The following is a 16,567-nucleotide window of genomic DNA, read 5'->3' as shown; positions in this document are numbered from 1 at the left end:
CGGACGCGGCCCCCGGATGCGCTGCCGATTCGCCTGCGCCTACCCGCTTCGAGGGGGCGGGGCGGGCGCAGGCCGACCTAATGTGGCGCGAAGGGCGTTCCGCCGATGGGCGCCCGCACAGTCAATCGCATCCAGGGGTATATCCATGATTCCGCGCACCCTCTTCGATCACGAGCATGAAGAGTTCCGCAGTACCGTCCGCCGTTTCCTGGCGGAGGCGTGCACGCCATTCCATGAGCAGTGGGAGGAAGATCACCGCGTCCCCCGCGACATCTGGAAGCGTGCAGGCGAGCTGGGCATGCTCAATGCCACCACGCCTGAGGCCTATGGCGGCCTGGGCCTGGATCGGCGCTTCTCGATGATCGCGGTGGAAGAGGTGGCCCGCGCCGGCCTGTCCGGGTTGAACGGCTTCAACGTGCACGATATCTGCGCCGGCTACCTGATCAACTTCGGCACCGAGGCCCAGAAACACGAGTGGCTGCCGAAAATGGCCAGTGGCGAAGCCATCGCCGCCGTCGCCATGACCGAGCCCGACACCGGCTCCGATCTGCAGGCGGTCAAGACCCGCGCCGTACTGGACGGTGACGAGTACGTCATCAACGGTGCCAAGACCTTCATTTCCAACGGCACCAACAGCGACATAATCGTGGTGGTCGCCAAGACAGGGAACAGCGGCAAGGGCTCGCGGGACATCTCGCTGATCCTGGTGGAAGCCGACCGCCCCGGCGTCAGCAAATCCAAACCGTTGCGCAAGGTCGGCCTGCACGCCCAGGACACCACCATGGTGTTCTTCGAGAACGTTCGCGTGCCCAAGGCCAACATCCTCGGTGGCGAGCCGGGCCAGGGCTTCTACCAACTGATGAAGGAGCTGGCCTGGGAACGCCTGAGCATCGGCATCCTGGCCATCGCGGCGAGCCAGGCGGTGCTGGAGCAGACCGTCGACTACACCCGCGAGCGCAAGGTGTTCGGCAAGCCGATCATCGACTTCCAGAATTCGCGCTTCAAACTGGCGGACCTCAAAACCGAAATCGTCCTGGGCCAGACCTATGTCGACCGCTGCATGGAGCTGTTGCTGGACCACGAACTGACCCCGGAGGCTGCTGCTGCGGCCAAGCTCTGGTGCACCGAGCTGTATTCGAAGGTCGTGGACCAGTGCGTGCAGCTGCACGGCGGCAACGGCTACATGCTGGAGTACCCGGTCGCCCGGCATTACCTGGACAGCCGCGTCAACCGCATCTACGGCGGCGCCAACGACATCATGCGCGAGCTGGTGGCGCGCACCCTCTGATCCACCCCCGGTGGTGTCGCCCTGGCACCGCCGTCCCACCCCCTCGGTTGGAGGGGGCGGCCCCCTCGCTTTCCCCGCCACCATCTGTTGCAGGAACGGTCGCCTAAATGCCCGGAAACAAGGCGGCTGCTGACCTGAGGCTAAGCTTCAGGTAAAAAACCGACTTACCGCCTGGCCGTATCCACCCTGATTCCACCCCGCGCATGCTTGTCCGCTGCGTTTTGGTAGGCCATTTGCGAATCGGAGACCCGGTCTGGACATGCACACAGACAAACTGCTCGTATCGACGAAGTTCGCGCCACCGCGCATTGGCACCCAGACCATCCTGCGCCAGCGGCTGCTGGAAGAACTGCAGCGCATGGCGCAAAGCCGCGTCGGCCTGGTGACGGGTAGCCCCGGCTTCGGCAAGACCACGCTGCTGGCCCAGTGGCGCCAGGAAATGATGCGTTCCGGGGCGGACGTGGCCTGGCTTTCCCTGAGCGCCGACGACAAGCACCTCGCGATCTTCTTCGCCTACCTGCGTGGCGCCCTGCAGCGTCTGGGGATTCCGCTGGACAGCGGCATTCCGCCGGAAGGCACGCGGCCGGAATTCATCGACGGCGTGGTGGCGGCCATAGTCGAAGGCGCGGCCAGCATCAACAAAGAGCTGTTCCTGGTGATCGACGACTATCAGCACGTGGTGGACCCGCGCTCCCACCAGCTCGTGCAGAAACTGCTGGACCACAGCCCCGACAACCTGCACTTCGTGATTTCCTCTCGCGTCGGGCCGCCGCTCAGTTTCAGCCGTCTGCGCCTCAGCGGGCAGTTGGTGGAGCTGGACTGCGCCGCGTTGCCGTTCGACCTGGCGGAAACCCGCGCCTTCCTCGAACAGAGTTTGTCGGCGCTGAAACTGAGCCCCGAGGAACTTCACCAGATCCACCAGCTCACCAGCGGCTGGCCGGCCACCCTGCAACTGGTGGTCATCCTGCTGCGCAGCGACCCCTCGACCCGCGACACCCTGCGCGAAATGGGCTGGCGCTCCGACGACCTGCAGAGCTACCTGGCCGAGAACGTCATGGCCCACCTGCCTCCGGAACTGGCGTCGTTCATGGAAGACGTCAGCATCCTGCGGCGCTTCAATGCCTCCCTGGCCGAAGCGGTGACCGGCAACACCTCGGCCCAGGCCATGCTCAAGCGACTGGATGAAGAGAACCTGCTGATCTTCCGTGTCGAAGCCGACGACCGCCAACCCTGGTATCGCTTCCACGCCCTGTTCGGCGACTTCCTCACTGCGCGGCTGCTGCGCCGTGATCGCGAGGCCCAGAACCAGCTGCACCGCCGCGCCGCGACCTGGTTCGCCGAGCGCAAGCTGCTGGCCGAAGCGGTGCGCCATGCGACCCAGGCCGGCGACCTGGGCTTCGCCGCGCAGCTGGTCGAAGGCGCCGCGCCGGCCACCTGGAGCCTCGACCAACTGAGCCCGTTGCTGCGCCTGCTGGACCAGTTGCCGCAAGACATCCTGTTCTCCCGGCCGCGCCTGTTCTTCCTCGGCTGCCTGGCCTACGCACTGACCGCCCGTCCCGCCAAGGCCGAAGCCTGGATGGACCAGTTCAAACGCAGCGGCGCCGCGCAACAGGCCGACAACGCCTACCGCCTGCCGCTGGTGCAGGCGGCCATCGAGGTCCAGCGCGACCGCAGCGAGCCGATCATCGGCCTGCTGGAAAGCTTCCAGGCGCTGCCGGACGACTACACCGTGACGCGTTATGGCGCCCCGGCGCTGCTGGCCATCGCCTACTCGGCGGCGGGACGGCACGAGGAAGCGCTGCGCTGCCTGGACGAGAACCCCATTCCCGAGGCCGAGCGGGATGCGGAAATGGCCCTGGTGGCCGAAGGGGCGCGAACCACCTGTTATCTGCAGGAGGGTCGAATTCTCGAGGCCGAGCGTGTCGGTTCGACGCAACTCGCCCGCTCCGTGGCCGTCCACGGACACAGGTCCGCCAGCGCCTACCTGGGCGCGGCGACCCTGGCCGAGGTCTATCGCGAACTGGATCGCACCGACGAGGCGCGGGAAATCCTCGCCAATCGCAGCGGCCTGCTGCAGTGGACCATGCCCGACACCATGCTGCATGCCACCCTCTGCCGTGCACGCCTGGACCTGCTACAGGATTCCGCCGCGGTGGCCATGGCCTTCCTCGAACGCCAGGAGCGTCACTTCCGCAGCATCGGTCAGGACCGCGCGCTGGCGCAGTGCCTCACCGAGCAATCGCGCATCGCCCTGCTGGAAAACGACCGTACCTACGCCGCCGAACGGGTCGCCAAATTGGAACCATTGGCGCTGCAATACCAGGATGCCCAGGGCTTTCAGGCGGAAGTCCCGGCACTGGCGGCGCTGGCGCGTGCGCGTCTGCTGCTGGCCACCAACTACCCGGACAAGGCGCTGGCAGACCTGGAAGTCCTGCACGCATACGCGACGAAATTCCGCCGTGGCCAATTGCTGGTCACCGGCCATTTGCTGAGGGCCATCGCCCACGCCGACCTGCTGCAGCCAGAGCGGTCCGAAGAACACCTGCTGGAAGCGCTGGCTCTGGGTAATCGACTGGGGCTGGTGCGCACGTTCCTGGATGAAGGGGAGGTGCTGCGCAAGTTGCTGGCGGCCCTGGCGAGCAAGTCGCTGCCCGAGGAAGAAGGTGCCTACCTGGCACAGCTGCTGGAACGCTTCGGCCCGGGGCGCGTGGGCCATGCCAGCGAGTCCGCCACCAGCAGCGCCCCGTCGATGCTGACCCCGCGCGAAGTGGCGATCCTGGAGTTGATCAGCCAGGCCATGTCGAACAAGCGCGTGGCATTAACCTTGAACATTTCGCTGGAAACGGTGAAGTGGAACCTGAAGAACATCTACGTGAAGCTGGGTGTTTCCAGCCGCTATGACGCGGTGTCCTGGGCTCGCAAGCACGGCGTGATCGAATAAGGGCGAAATCGCCAGCAGGGCGGAGGCGTGGGGCGTTGCGTGGACGCGCCGTGCGCTCCGCCCGCTGGCAATTCGCCGGCCGAGTCTATGCCCCGTACCCATTGCGCAAACCACCCCGTGCGAGGGGGCGCGGCGGCCGGGCGGCTCTCCCTGTGGGGGCGAATTCATTCGCCAAGGGCAACATCGTTGCCCCCGGAAAAACCATAAGGCGAACCTGCGGTCCGCTTGGCGATTGAAATCGCCCCCACAACGCCCCCAACAGGCCCCCGCATCCCCCCCTCCCTGAGGGGGCTGGCCCCGAAACCCTCCTCCTATGATCGATCCAGAGCCGCCCGAAGGGGTGGCGGACCGATTGAGCCGAGGAGAACCACCGATGATTCCGCGTACCCTGTTTGACCACGAGCACGAGGAGTTTCGCAGCACCGTGCGACGCTTCCTGGCGGAGGAGTGCGCTCCCCGGCTGGAGCAGTGGGAAGAGGATCATCGGGTTCCCCGCGAAATCTGGCAGCGCGCCGGCGAGCTGGGCATGCTCAATGCCACCACGCCGGAAGCCTATGGCGGCCTGGGGCTGGATCGCCGTTTCTCGATGGTCGCCACTGAAGAGATCTACCGCGCTGGCCTCGCCTCCGGCCTGATCGGCTTCGGCGTGCACGACATCGTCGCCGGCTACCTGGTGAACTTCGGCAACGAGGCGCAGAAACAAACCTGGCTGCCGAAAATGGCGGCCGGCGAGGCCATAGGCGCCGTGGCCATGACCGAACCGGACACCGGTTCCGACCTGCAGGCGGTGAAGACCCGTGCGGTGCTGGACGGTGACGAGTACGTCATCAACGGCGCCAAGACCTTCATCTCCAACGGCACCAACTGCGACATCGTCGTCGTCGTCGCCAAGACCGGCACCTCGGGCAAGGGCGCCCAGGACATCTCGCTGATCCTGGTGGAAGCCGACCGCGTGGGATTCAGCAAATCCAAGCCGCTGCGCAAGGTCGGCCTGCATGCCCAGGACACCACCATGCTGTTCTTCGAGGACGTCCGCGTGCCCCGCGAGAACCTGCTGGGCGGGGTGGAAGGGAAGGGCTTCATCCAGCTGATGAAGGAGCTGGCCTGGGAGCGCCTGTCCATCGCCATCAGCAGCGTGGCCGGCGCCCAGGCGGTGCTGGAAAGCACCCTGGAATACACCAGGGGCCGCACCGTGTTCGGCAAGCCGATCTTCGCCTTCCAGAACACCCGCTTCAAATTGGCCGACCTGAAAATGCAGCTGGCGGTATCGCAGAACTACGTCGACCGCTGCATGGAGCAGTGCCTGGCGCGGACCCTCAGCCCGGAAGCGGCGGCCGCCGCCAAGCTGTGGTGCTCCGACCTCTACACCAAGGTGGTGGACGAGTGCGTCCAGCTGCACGGCGGCAACGGCTACATGCTCGAGTACCCGGTTGCCCGCCACTACCTCGACCACCGCGTGCTGCGCATCGCCGGCGGCGCCAACGACATCATGAAGGATCTGGTCGGGCGCACGCTCTGATCCGGGTCGCAGAGGAATACGCAATGGAATATCTGATCCCCCGTACCCTGTTCAGCTCCGAGCACGATGAGTTCCGCCGCGCCTGCCGCCGCTTCGTGGAGGAGGAAGTCGCGCCTTTCCATGCCCAGTGGGAGAAGGACAAGTGCGTTCCCCGCGCGGTCTGGCGCAAGGCCGGTGAGCTGGGAATGCTGCTGCCTTCGATGCCCGAGGAGTACGGCGGCCCCGGCGCCGACCGGCTGTTCGATGTGGTGTTCTCCGAAGAGTTCATGCGCGTGGGCGCCACCGGCCTGATCGGCTTTGGGGTGCACGGCCTGGTGGCGTTCTACATCCTCAACTACGGCACCGAGGCGCAGAAGCAGGCCTGGCTACCGAGAATGATCACCGGCGAGGCGGTGGGCGCTATCGCCATGACCGAGCCCAACACCGGCTCCGACCTGCAGGCGGTCAAGACCCGCGCTGCGCGTGACGGCGGCGAGTACGTTCTCAGCGGTTCCAAGACCTTCATTTCCAACGGTGCTTCCTGCGACCTGGCGCTGGTGGTGTGCAAGACCGGCAACAGCGGCAGCGCCAAGGACATCTCCATCGTCATCGTCGAGAAGGAGCGCGCCGGCTTCAGCCGTTCGCAACCGCTGGAGAAGATCGGCCTGCACGCCCAGGACACCAGCATGCTGTTCTTCGACGACTGCCGCGTGCCGGTCGAGAACGTGCTCGGTGGGGAGGAGGGCAGGGGCTTCTACCAGCTCATGCACGACCTGGCCTGGGAACGCATCATCGGCGCGGTGGGCTTCCAGGCCCAGGCTGAAGCTGCCCTGGAGCAGACCATCGAGTACACCCGCACGCGCATGGTCTTCGGCCAGCCAGTGCTCGACTTCCAGAACTCGCGCTTCACTCTCGCGCAACTGAAGACCGAAGTGCAGATCGGCCGCTCCTGGATCGACAGCTGCCTGGAACTGCTGCTGCAGGGCGAGCTGACCTCCGAAACAGCCGCTGTGGCCAAGTACTGGACCGCCGAGCTGAGCAGCCGCGTGGTGGACGCCTGCCTGCAGCTGCATGGCGGCAACGGCTACATGACCGAATACCCCATCGCCCGTCTCTACCTGGATACGCGGGGCAACCGCATCTGGGGCGGCACCAACGAAATCATGAAGGAAATCATCGCCCGCACCCTGTGAGGCGAGCCTGAGCCAACCTGCGGCCGCAGTCCGCATCCGAGCCGGCTCGTCCAGTTGGACGGCCGGGGGCCGGTGCCCTGCGTCGCGATAACAACCATCTCTTCAGGAGAGGAGCGCAAACGTGTCTCAAGAAATTCGCTTCGACGGAAAAGTCGCCATCGTCACCGGCGCCGGGAACGGCCTCGGTCGTGCCCACGCCCTGCTGCTGGGTTCCCGTGGCGCCAAGGTCGTGGTCAATGACCTGGGCGTGACCACCGAAGGCCTGGGTAGTTCGTCCGCCGCGGCCGACGCCGTGGTCGCCGAGATCCGCGCCCTGGGCGGCGAGGCGGTGGCCGACTACAACTCGGTGACCGAGGGCGAGAAGATCGTCGCCACCGCCCTGGAGGCGTTCGGCACCGTCGACATCCTGATCAACAACGCCGGCGTTCTGCGCGACACCTCGTTCCACAAGATGACTGAAGAACAGTGGGACCTGATCCAGGACGTGCACGTGAAGGGCGCCTTCCGCCTGACCCACGCCGTCTGGCCGATCATGCGCGACAAGGGCTACGGCCGCATCGTGATGACCGCTTCCGGCGCCGGCATCTTCGGCAACTTTGGCCAGTGCAACTATGCCACTGCCAAGTCGGGCCTGATCGGCTTCACCAACGCGCTGGCCATCGAAGGCGCGAGCAAGAACATCCGCGTCAACACCATCGCCCCGATCGCGGCTTCGCGCATGGTGATCGCCAGCGGCATCTTCCCCGAAGAACTGCACGACAAGTTGAAGGTGGAAGACGTCGCCCCGCTGGTGGGCTGGCTGTGCAGCGAGGAATGCCAGGACACCGGCGGCCTGTTCGAGGTCGGTGGCGGCTTCCACGCCAAGTACCGTTGGGAGCGTTCCCAGGGCCGCGTGCTGCACACCGACACCCTGAGCCCGGAGCTGGTGCGTGACAACTGGGAGCGCATCACCCGCTTCGACGAGCACAGCGTCGCCCACCCCAATGGCGGCGAAGGCTTCAAGGAACTGTTCGCGCGCATGGACTCCCCGGCCAAGGGCGGCAACGCCTTCGTCGACATGGAAGTGGCGGGCAATGCCGTGTCCTACCTGGAGACCGAGTACGACCAGAACGACGCCGCGCTCTATGCGCTGGCCGTGGGCGCAGCCAAGGACCCGCTGGATCGCACCGAGCTGCTGTATGTGAACGAGTTCGTCGGTGAAGACTTCCGCGTGCTGCCGACCATGGCCGTGCTGCCGGCGACCGAGGTGTTCCTGCGCGCCGCCAAGTCCGGCGAGCCGCAGCTGGAAGGCCTGAACCTGCCGTTCGCCAAGGGCCTGCACGGCGAGCAGTACACCGTGATGTACCGCCCGCTGCCGCCGAAGGCGAAGCTCAAGCACACCATGCGCCTGAAGGCGGCCATCGACAAAGGCAAGAGCTCGGTCAGCGTGCTGGCCATCGAGACCACGGACGAGCAGGGCACGCCGCTGTTCTACAACGAGGTGACCGGCTTCTACCCGGGCGTTCCCGGTGCCGGCCTGCAGCGCGTGGCCAGTGAAGAGATCAACGTGCCGCCGGCACGCGAACCCGATGCCGTACTGGCGGACCAGACCGAGATCAACCAGGCGCTGCTGTACCGCCTGTGCGGTGACTGGAACCCCATGCACGTGGACCCGGACTACGCCGCCAAGGCCGGTTACGAGAAGCCGTTCCTGCACGGGCTGTGCACCTTCGGCTACCTCGGCCGCCACGTGATCAAGGCGTTCTGCGGCAACGACTCGCGCCTGTTCAAGAGCGTGCGGGCACGCTTCGCCTCCATCGTGATGCCGGGCGACACCCTGGAAACCCGCATGTGGCGTGAGTCGCCCACCCGCATCATCGTCGAGATGCGTGCGGTGGAGCGCGACGTCATCGTGCTGAAGAACGGTGCGGTCGAACTGTTCGAGCAAGTGCCGGCCTGACCCCTTGGCCACCTGCCGCTTCCGAGCCCCGGAAGCGGCAGCTTTCTATTTCAGGAGAGCACGATGCAACGTTGCGTCAATGTGATTGGCGTAGGCATGTCCCCCTTCAGCCCGGCCGCGCTCAGCGCTAACTCGACCGCCCTGGTCGGCGAGACGGCGCGGCAGGCGCTGGCGGACGCCGGATTGTCCGCGCGGGATGTGGGATGCGTTTTCGCCGCCTCGGGACTGATGGATGGCGGGACCCTGCAACGGGCTCTCGAACAGACGGGGCTGGGGCAGGTGCCGCTCCAGCCTTTGCCGAAAGGCGAGGACAGCGGCGGCGTCCTGTTGTACCAGGCCTGCCAGGCTATCGAGCTGGGACTCGCCGACTGCGTACTGGTGCTGGGTATGCAGGGCGCACCAGTGCCCTTGCCGAGCCTGGGCGCGGAACTGGAACGCCTGGGTGCGGCGGCGCGGCAGTACATGGCGCGCTATCAAACCCGCCGGGAAACCTTCGCCATGATTGCGGTCAAGGCGCGCCAGCATGCCGCGCTCAACCCCCTGGCCGTGTTCGTTGCCCCACTGACCCTGGACGAAGTGCTGGAGGCCAGTACCCTGGCCGAGCCGCTGACCCATCCGCAGTTCGCCTGGCCCACCTCGGGGGTGGCGGCGGTGCTGCTGTGCTCCGCCGGGTTCGCCAGGCGCCGTGGCAATCTCCCTGCGGTGCGGATCATCGCCCAGGCCTGCGTTTCGCCCGCGCAGGTGGCCGGCTTCGATCCGGCATCGGTCTTCCCTTGTGCGGGCTATGAGGTCCACGTCGTCGCCGCGCGGGAACTGTATGAGCAGGCGGGCAGGGGGCCGCAGGAAGTAGGGGTGTGCGAACTGCACGACAGCAGTACCCTCAGCGAACTGTCGCTCTACGAAGCGCTCGGCTTCTGCCCCGAGGGAAGTGCCGAGAAGCTGGTGGAGGACGGCGACAACACCTATGGTGGCAACCTGGTGGTCAACCCCTCCGGGGGGCTGCTCTCGCTGGGTCAGGCACCCGCAGTGAGCGGACTGGCGCAATGCATCGAGCTGGTGCATCACTTGCGCGGCAATGCCGGCCGGCGCCAGGTCGCCGATGTGCGCATCGCCCTGCAGCACCAGGTCGGGCCGGATGGCACCGTGGTGACCACCCTCTATCAACGCGAGTGAGCCGACGCGGCGCTGCTTTCGCCGCCGACAGAACAATTTCAATGGGTGGTACACCACCCTTCAGACGCTGGACATGCCATGAACAAGAACAATGAGCACCCTACGCTGTTGCACCGCTTCCTCCACTGGGAGAGCAGCACGCCTGACGCCATCTACCTGACCCAACCCCTGCCGGATGGCAGCGTGGTCGACTACAGCTGGCACGAAGTGGGCGACCAGGCCCGGCGCATGGCGGCCTACCTGGTTTCCCTTGATCTGCCGCCGCGATCCTCAATCGGTATTTTCGGCAAGAACACTGCCCACTGGATCATCGCCGACCTGGCGATCTGGATGGCCGGGCACATCAGCGTCCCGCTGTACTCGACCGCCAACGCCGATACCGTGCGCTACGTACTGGAGCATGCCGAGGTGCGCGTGCTGTTCGTTGGCCGCCTGGATGGCGATACGGCTGGCTGGAATGCGGTTCGTGCCGGGGTTCCAGCCGGCCTGCCGCTCATCGACCTGCCGATGTCAGCATGCGGCGAGGGCGAGCCCTGGGACGGCATCGTCGCCGCCTTCGCGCCGCAACAGCAGGTGGTCCTGCCGGAGCCGGGCGAGCTGGCCACCATCATCTACACCTCCGGCAGCACCGGAAATCCCAAGGGCGTCATGCACAGCTTCGGCAGCATGTTCGCCGCTCCGGCAGCGACTGGCTGCATGTACGACAAGGGCCGTGGGCCGCAATCGAGCGACCGCCTGCTGTCCTACCTGCCGCTGGCCCATACCGCCGAGCGCGCGGTGGTGGAAGCCGTGTCGCTGTTCAGCGGCTGCCGGGTGTTCTTCAACCTGGGTTTGGAAACCTTCAGCGAAGACCTGCGCCGAGCGAGACCGACCATTTTCCTGTCGATGCCGCGCTTGTGGGGCAAGTTCTACCAGGGCATCAACGAGCGGATTCCGGCCGCTGCCCAGGCTGCTGCCTTCGCCGATCCGGTTGAAGGTGAACTGATGAAGGCGCAGATTCTCTCCGCCCTGGGCCTGGACCAGGTGCATACGGGCTTGTCCGGTTCGGCGCCGCTGCCGGTCAAGGTGATGGAGTGGTACCGCCAGCTGGGCCTGGAGCTGCTGGAGGGCTACGGCATGTCGGAAAACTTCGGCACCTCGCATTTCAGCCTGCCGGGGCAGGTGCGCGTAGGCTATGTCGGCGCCGCGATCCCGGGCGTCGAGTGCCGCATCGACGACAACAGCGAAATCCTGGTGAAGAGCCCCGCGCAGATGCTGGGCTACTACAAGCAGGCCGAGCTGACCGCCGAGAGCTACACGGCCGACGGCCTGTTCCGCACCGGCGACCGTGGTGAGCTGGACGAGCAGGGGCGCCTGCGCATCACCGGGCGGGTCAAGGAGCTGTTCAAGACCGCCAAGGGCAAGTACGTCGCCCCCGTGCCCATCGAGGCCAAGCTCGGCAACCATTCGCGCGTGGAGGCATCCTGCGTCACCGGCGTCGGCCTGCCGCAGCCGCTGGCCCTGCTCAACGTCTCGCCGGATACCCGTGCTGCCCTGGCCAGCGCCGAGGGCCGCGATGCGGTGGCCACCGAGCTGGAGGTGTTCCTCGCGGAGGTGAATGCCCAGTTCGAGCCCCACGAGCAGCTGGCATTCCTGGTGGTGGTCCGCGAGCCCTGGAGCATCGCCAACGGCCTGCTCACGCCGACCCTGAAAATTCGCCGTAACCTGATCGAGGACCGCTATCAGGACAAGGTGGAGGTTTGGGGCGAGGGCGATTGCAAGGTGATCTTCGAATAACGCACGGGGCATGGACGCCAAAGGCCGATCCGGATTCCGGATCGGCCTTTTTTGTAGGTGCGGAAATTTAAGGAAAGGTAGCCCGGTGCACCGTTCCAATTCGTAGGATGTGGTTGAGCGGAGCGATACCCATCGGACATGGTTGATGGGTATCGCAGGCTCAACCCATCCTACGATTGCCGGGCAGCGCGCTTCTTCGCTACCGGCTTGTTGGCGGCTTGAGCCAGCCCTTGCATTTCCTCGTACGAGTCCTTCAGGCACTGCGCGAGGAAGTCCGGGTCGGGCACCACGTTGGGCGAACTGGTCAGCGAGACGAACATTTTTCCGCAGTAGCTGGTGGGGTTCCAGATCAGCGAGAGGCCGTCCACCAGCGGGCCGACGCCGCACCAGTAGACCAGCTTGGCGCCGAGCATATAGAGCGGCACGTTGGGGCCGGGCACGTTGGTCACCAGGCAGTTGTGCAGGATCACCGGGCCCTTGCCGCCGACGCCCATCATGGTGGCCAGGCGGCCGGCGAGGCCGAGGGTGGCGGGCGGCGCGAATTTCTGCAGGTTGGTCAGGTCCTCGGCGCCGATGCCGTTCTGGATGGCCTTTGACTCCGAGGTCGCCGCGAATATCGCTTCCAGCCGCTCGAGCGGGTTTTCGATATCGGTGCGCAGGGGGAAGGTGACCATGGAGATGGTATTGCCGCTGGCAGTGGCTTCCCCGCCCTGGCGGGTATTGACCGGTGCCAGGGTCACCAGGGACTTGTCCGGCAACTCGCCCTTCGCATCCAGGTAGCGGCGCATCGCTCCGCCGATGATGGCCAGCACGGCATCGTTGACCGTCGCCCCCGGGACCAGGGCCTTGATCTGCTTCACGGTGGCGAGGTCGAGGGTGACCGAGTTCCAGACGCGCGCGGCACTCACATTGGTGTTGAAGCGCGTGCGTGGCGCGCCACCGCCGGGCGTCAGCACCGAACGAGCCACCGAGCGCAGGCCGGCGACCGCCAGCTTGGGCAGCACCCGCGCCAGCGGCCGGGCCATACGCGCCGAGGCGGAGATGTTGTCGGTGAGCATGCGGCTGACGGTGTCCAGCGGGCCCCAGAGCGGCCGTCGCGGGCTTGCCGCCGGCTTGTCGGGCACCACCGCGACGGGCTTGCCCTGGGCGCCGGCGATGTCGTGCAGGGCCCAGGTCAGCTCCGCAGCGGCGGTGCCATCCATGGCGGCGTGGTGGGACTTGGTGAGGATGGCGAAGCTGCCCTTGGGAATGCCTTCGATGTTGTCCAGCCCTTCGATGACGTACATCTCCCAAGGCGCGCGGGCCAGGTCGACCGAGCGGGCGTGGATGCGCGACACGAGGATGCAGAACTGCCGCCAGTCGCCGGGCTTGGGCAGGGCGAAGTGGCGGACGTGGAAGTCGATGTCGAACAGGTCGTCTTCCACCCAGTACGGATAGCCCAGCCCGTAGGGGATCTGGACGATCTTGCGGCGGAATACCGGTGAAACGTCGAGGCGGTCGGATATGTGACGGACGATCTCGCGGAACCCGAGGCGCTGTCCTTCCACGGTGGACTGGTCGTAGATGTAGATCATGGTGCAGTGAGAGGCCGCATGGGGCCTGTCGACTTTCAGGAACAACGCGTCTTGCCCGCTGAGTTTGCTCATCGTTGGGGTACCCGCAAGGTGGTGGTGGAGGTTGGATCGATCGACCTGGCAAGCAAGGGCTTCACCGCGCTTCTTCCAGGTGGCCATGTTCCTCGTTCGCGGGTGCAACCCGTCCCCCTTCAATCGGGGGGAGGCCCGCGCCGGACGTGCCTTTAAGCTGTCGCCACCGAAGGACGCCCGGTGCCGGTCGGCGGGGCGATGGACTGGAATTTTCCGGGAGAATCCGCGTGTTGAACGAAGAGAGGTATGCAGGCGAGGGGGTGGCGGACCGTTCGCGCAGCCCCTGGTGGGAACGGCTGCCGGAGGATTTCTGGCTGCACGCGGACGGGACGGCACTGGATACGGTGCATCCACTGAAAGTCCATGGCACCGCGGCGGTCGAGCGCGTCATGCGCACGTCGCTGTCTGCCACGGTGGCCGCCGCCATGCTGGCATCGCTAAAAGGCAGCGGCCGCATGCAGGAAGAGTTCGACGCGCTGCGCTTCTACGAACCCCTGGCACGGGCGGGGGACGCCTCGCAGGTGTTCCTGGCGCCGCCCGCAGGTCTTGCCGTCGACGCGCAAGAACTGCAGGCCAACGACGGCATCCGGCGTTTCCAGCTGAGCTTCATCAGTCCCTTCCAGCCCTTGAATCCCTACGCGCGTCCGCGCTTTGCCGCCATGCAGCGCAATACCCGCGCCCATGCCCAGCACTGGTGCCATGGCGACCGGCCCAGGCCGACGTTGATCCTCATCCACGGCTTCGCGGCGGACCCGCATTGGCTGAATGCCCGTGCACTGTCCCTGGCCGATTTTTACCGGCGCGGTTATGACTTGCTGCTGTTCACCTACCCGCACCATGGCCGCCGCGCCGAGCGCGGTTCGTGGTTCAGCGGCCAGGGCCTGTTCGGCAATGGGCTGGTGTCCTTCAACGAGACGCCCTTGCACGCGATTCACGACCTGCGCGTGTTCATCGACTACCTGCAGGGACGCGGCGTCGAGCATATCGGTGCGGCGGGCATCTCCCTCGGTGGCTACACCGCAGCGCTGCTGGCGGCGGTTGAAGAGCGTCTGGCGTACTGCATTCCCATCGTGCCGGCGGTCAGCCCGATCGACGTGTTCCTCGAATGGCAACCCACCGGTCTCTTGCTGTCGCGGCTGATGCGCAGCCAGGGCGTTGGTGTGGCCGAGATGCGTGGCCTGCTGGCGGTGCACAATCCTCTGACCTACGCCTCGCCCCTGGATGGCCAGCGCGTGCTGATCATCGGCGGCGCCGGCGACCGGGTGACCATGCCGCGCCACCTGCGCCTGTTGCAGCGGCATTGGCCGGGCAGCGCGCTGCACTGGTTCCCCGGCAACCACATCCTGCACCTTGGCCGCCGGGAATACCTGGAGCGCATGGGTGAGCTGATGGATCGGTATTCCGGGGTTTAGTGCGGCGCGGGTGACGCAAGCCTCCTGTTCGTGAGGGTAGGGGGCTTTTTGCGTCCCGGGATTGGGGCTCTGGCGCGGGGACTGTTCGCGAGCAGAGCTCGCTCCTACATGGGGGACGGCGCGCGGGGTTCAGGATGGTTTGGGCCCCGCCGGCGCGAGTCACCCCTCGCCCTCTGGGAGAGGGGCCGGGGGAGAGGGTAGTTTCAGGTTGGCCCAGAAGCTGGGTTGTTCGCGAGCAGAGCTCGCTCCTACAGGTGCCGCGGGAAGCTCGGCGCAGAATGAACAACGCCCTGCAGGTGCGGGGCGTTGTTCTTGGTTCAACTCACGAAGTCAGCGAATACCCGCATTGCGCAGGGCGGCGGGGGTGAACTCGGACATCTTGGTGCGGCCACCATACTGCGGCGCGAGCTTCGATTCGTTGCTCAGGGCTGCGACCACGTAGCGACCGGCGATCAGGTCGTAGAAACCCTGGGCAGCGGGCGCATTGAGGCCTTTCTCATAATGGGTGTAGGTGTAGTTCTCGCCCACCCGCCAGAGCTGGCCACGGCCGTCGTAGTGGTCCACCTCGGCCATTACCCAGCTGTCCTCGTCGAAGTACATGTCGCGCTTGGCGTAGATATGCCGCTCACCCGGTTTCAAGGTGGCTTGCACGTGCCAGACACGGTGCAGCTCGTAGCGGGTCAGGTCCTGGTTGATATGGCCGGGCTTGACGATATCGGCGTACTTCAGGTCAGGCGACTGCAGCTTGTAGTTGTTATAGGGGATGTAGATCTCCTTCTTGCCGATCAGCTTCCAGTCATAGCGGTCCGGCGCGCCGTTCATCATGTCGGCGTTGTCGGAGGTGCGCATGCCGTCGGAGGCCAGGCCAGGGGCGTCGTAGGCGAGCTGCGGGGCGCGGCGCACGCGGCGCTGGCCGGCGTTGTAGGTCCAGGCCTTGCGCGGGTCCTTCACCTGGTCGATGGTCTCGTGGGCCATGGAGACGGTGCCGGCCAGGCGTGCCGGCGCGGTGACGGAGAAGATGTAGTAGTAGAGAACGTTCTTCGCCGCCTCGGCGTCCACGCCGTCCATGTACTGCGGGAAGCTGTTCTGGTCATTGGTCTCGACGATGGTGTAGGCGCCATCGACCTGGGGTGCTGCCTGCACGGCCCAGCGCTGGATGTTTTCGCCGCGATAGCGGGTCACGTGGTTCCAGTAGACCTCGACGCCATTCTTCGGAATCGGGAAGGCGTAATAGCGCGAGTCGGAGAAGTTGCCCAGGCCGTTGCCGTCGCTGACCAGTTGCACGCCGGTGGCACTCTTCTTCGCCGCGTCATAGATGTTCGACGGTGCCCAGGTGGTGCGGTGGGTCGGGTACACCGGAATCTTGTAGGTGGCGGCGTAGCGCTTGAACATCGCCAGCTGGCCGGGGGTCAGCTTGTCCTTGTATTGCTCGGCGTTGGCCGCGGTGATGACGAACAGCGGCTGCTCGTCCTTGAACGGATCGCCGAGGAAGCCCTTGGCGTCCACCGGGGCGGCGCCTGGCTTGAGGCCGCCGTCCCAGGCGGGGATGCTGCCGTCGGCGTTGCCTTCCTTCTGCGCACCCAGCGGAGTCAAGGTCGTGCCCAGCTGGGTCGCTTCCTGCTCGGAAACAGCGGCCATGACGCTGGTAGCCAGCAGCGACAGCGCCAGGGCGCCGGTTTTGATGATCATGCTTGCTTTCAT

The 16,567-nt window shown here is 65.9% G+C and carries 10 protein-coding genes; 8 read left to right on the top strand and 2 right to left on the bottom strand.

From position 1 onward, the window contains the following. Positions 1–145 precede the first annotated feature (145 nt). From E8E91_RS22285 to E8E91_RS22255, 7 genes are all read left to right on the top strand, one after another. Positions 146–1,288, top strand: a complete 1,143-nt coding sequence (locus E8E91_RS22285) for an acyl-CoA dehydrogenase family protein (RefSeq protein WP_280378895.1) — start codon at positions 146–148, stop codon at positions 1,286–1,288. A 259-nt stretch (positions 1,289–1,547) separates the two neighbouring features. After that, a complete protein-coding gene (locus tag E8E91_RS22280; protein WP_280378894.1) occupies positions 1,548–4,229 on the top strand; it encodes a LuxR C-terminal-related transcriptional regulator in 2,682 nt (893 codons plus the stop codon). Positions 4,230–4,602: 373 nt separating this feature from the next. Beyond that, positions 4,603–5,748, top strand: coding sequence for an acyl-CoA dehydrogenase family protein (locus E8E91_RS22275; protein ID WP_280378892.1), 1,146 nt, complete (start codon positions 4,603–4,605; stop codon positions 5,746–5,748). Positions 5,749–5,780: 32 nt separating this feature from the next. Next, positions 5,781–6,920 carry an acyl-CoA dehydrogenase family protein gene (locus tag E8E91_RS22270; protein ID WP_280378971.1) on the top strand — a complete coding sequence of 380 codons (1,140 nt, stop codon included), beginning with the start codon at positions 5,781–5,783 and terminating at the stop codon, positions 6,918–6,920. 121 nt (positions 6,921–7,041) lie between these two features. Continuing rightward, the gene (locus E8E91_RS22265; RefSeq protein ID WP_280378890.1) at positions 7,042–8,859 is read left to right on the top strand and encodes an SDR family oxidoreductase; all 1,818 of its coding nucleotides are present in this window, start codon (positions 7,042–7,044) and stop codon (positions 8,857–8,859) included. 63 nt (positions 8,860–8,922) lie between these two features. Next, the gene (locus E8E91_RS22260; RefSeq protein ID WP_280378888.1) at positions 8,923–10,032 is read left to right on the top strand and encodes a lipid-transfer protein; all 1,110 of its coding nucleotides are present in this window, start codon (positions 8,923–8,925) and stop codon (positions 10,030–10,032) included. Positions 10,033–10,110: 78 nt separating this feature from the next. Continuing rightward, complete coding sequence (locus E8E91_RS22255; protein ID WP_280378886.1) at positions 10,111–11,808, top strand: AMP-binding protein; 1,698 nt, start codon at positions 10,111–10,113, stop codon at positions 11,806–11,808. 170 nt (positions 11,809–11,978) lie between these two features. Here the strand turns inward: E8E91_RS22255 and E8E91_RS22250 are convergent, their stop codons facing one another. Beyond that, a complete protein-coding gene (locus tag E8E91_RS22250; RefSeq protein ID WP_280378884.1) occupies positions 11,979–13,454 on the bottom strand; it encodes a wax ester/triacylglycerol synthase family O-acyltransferase in 1,476 nt (491 codons plus the stop codon). 227 nt (positions 13,455–13,681) lie between these two features. Here E8E91_RS22250 and E8E91_RS22245 point away from each other — a divergent pair, with 227 nt between their 5' ends. After that, positions 13,682–14,866 carry an alpha/beta hydrolase family protein gene (locus tag E8E91_RS22245; protein WP_280378882.1) on the top strand — a complete coding sequence of 395 codons (1,185 nt, stop codon included), beginning with the start codon at positions 13,682–13,684 and terminating at the stop codon, positions 14,864–14,866. Positions 14,867–15,196: 330 nt separating this feature from the next. Here the strand turns inward: E8E91_RS22245 and E8E91_RS22240 are convergent, their stop codons facing one another. Further along, positions 15,197–16,567, bottom strand: a complete 1,371-nt coding sequence (locus E8E91_RS22240; protein WP_280378881.1) for a DUF1329 domain-containing protein — start codon at positions 16,565–16,567, stop codon at positions 15,197–15,199.

This window comes from Pseudomonas sp. BN515 (genome assembly GCF_029873155.1).
Lineage (GTDB): Bacteria > Pseudomonadota > Gammaproteobacteria > Pseudomonadales > Pseudomonadaceae > Metapseudomonas.
This window is presented reverse-complemented; position numbering and strand designations above follow the sequence as displayed.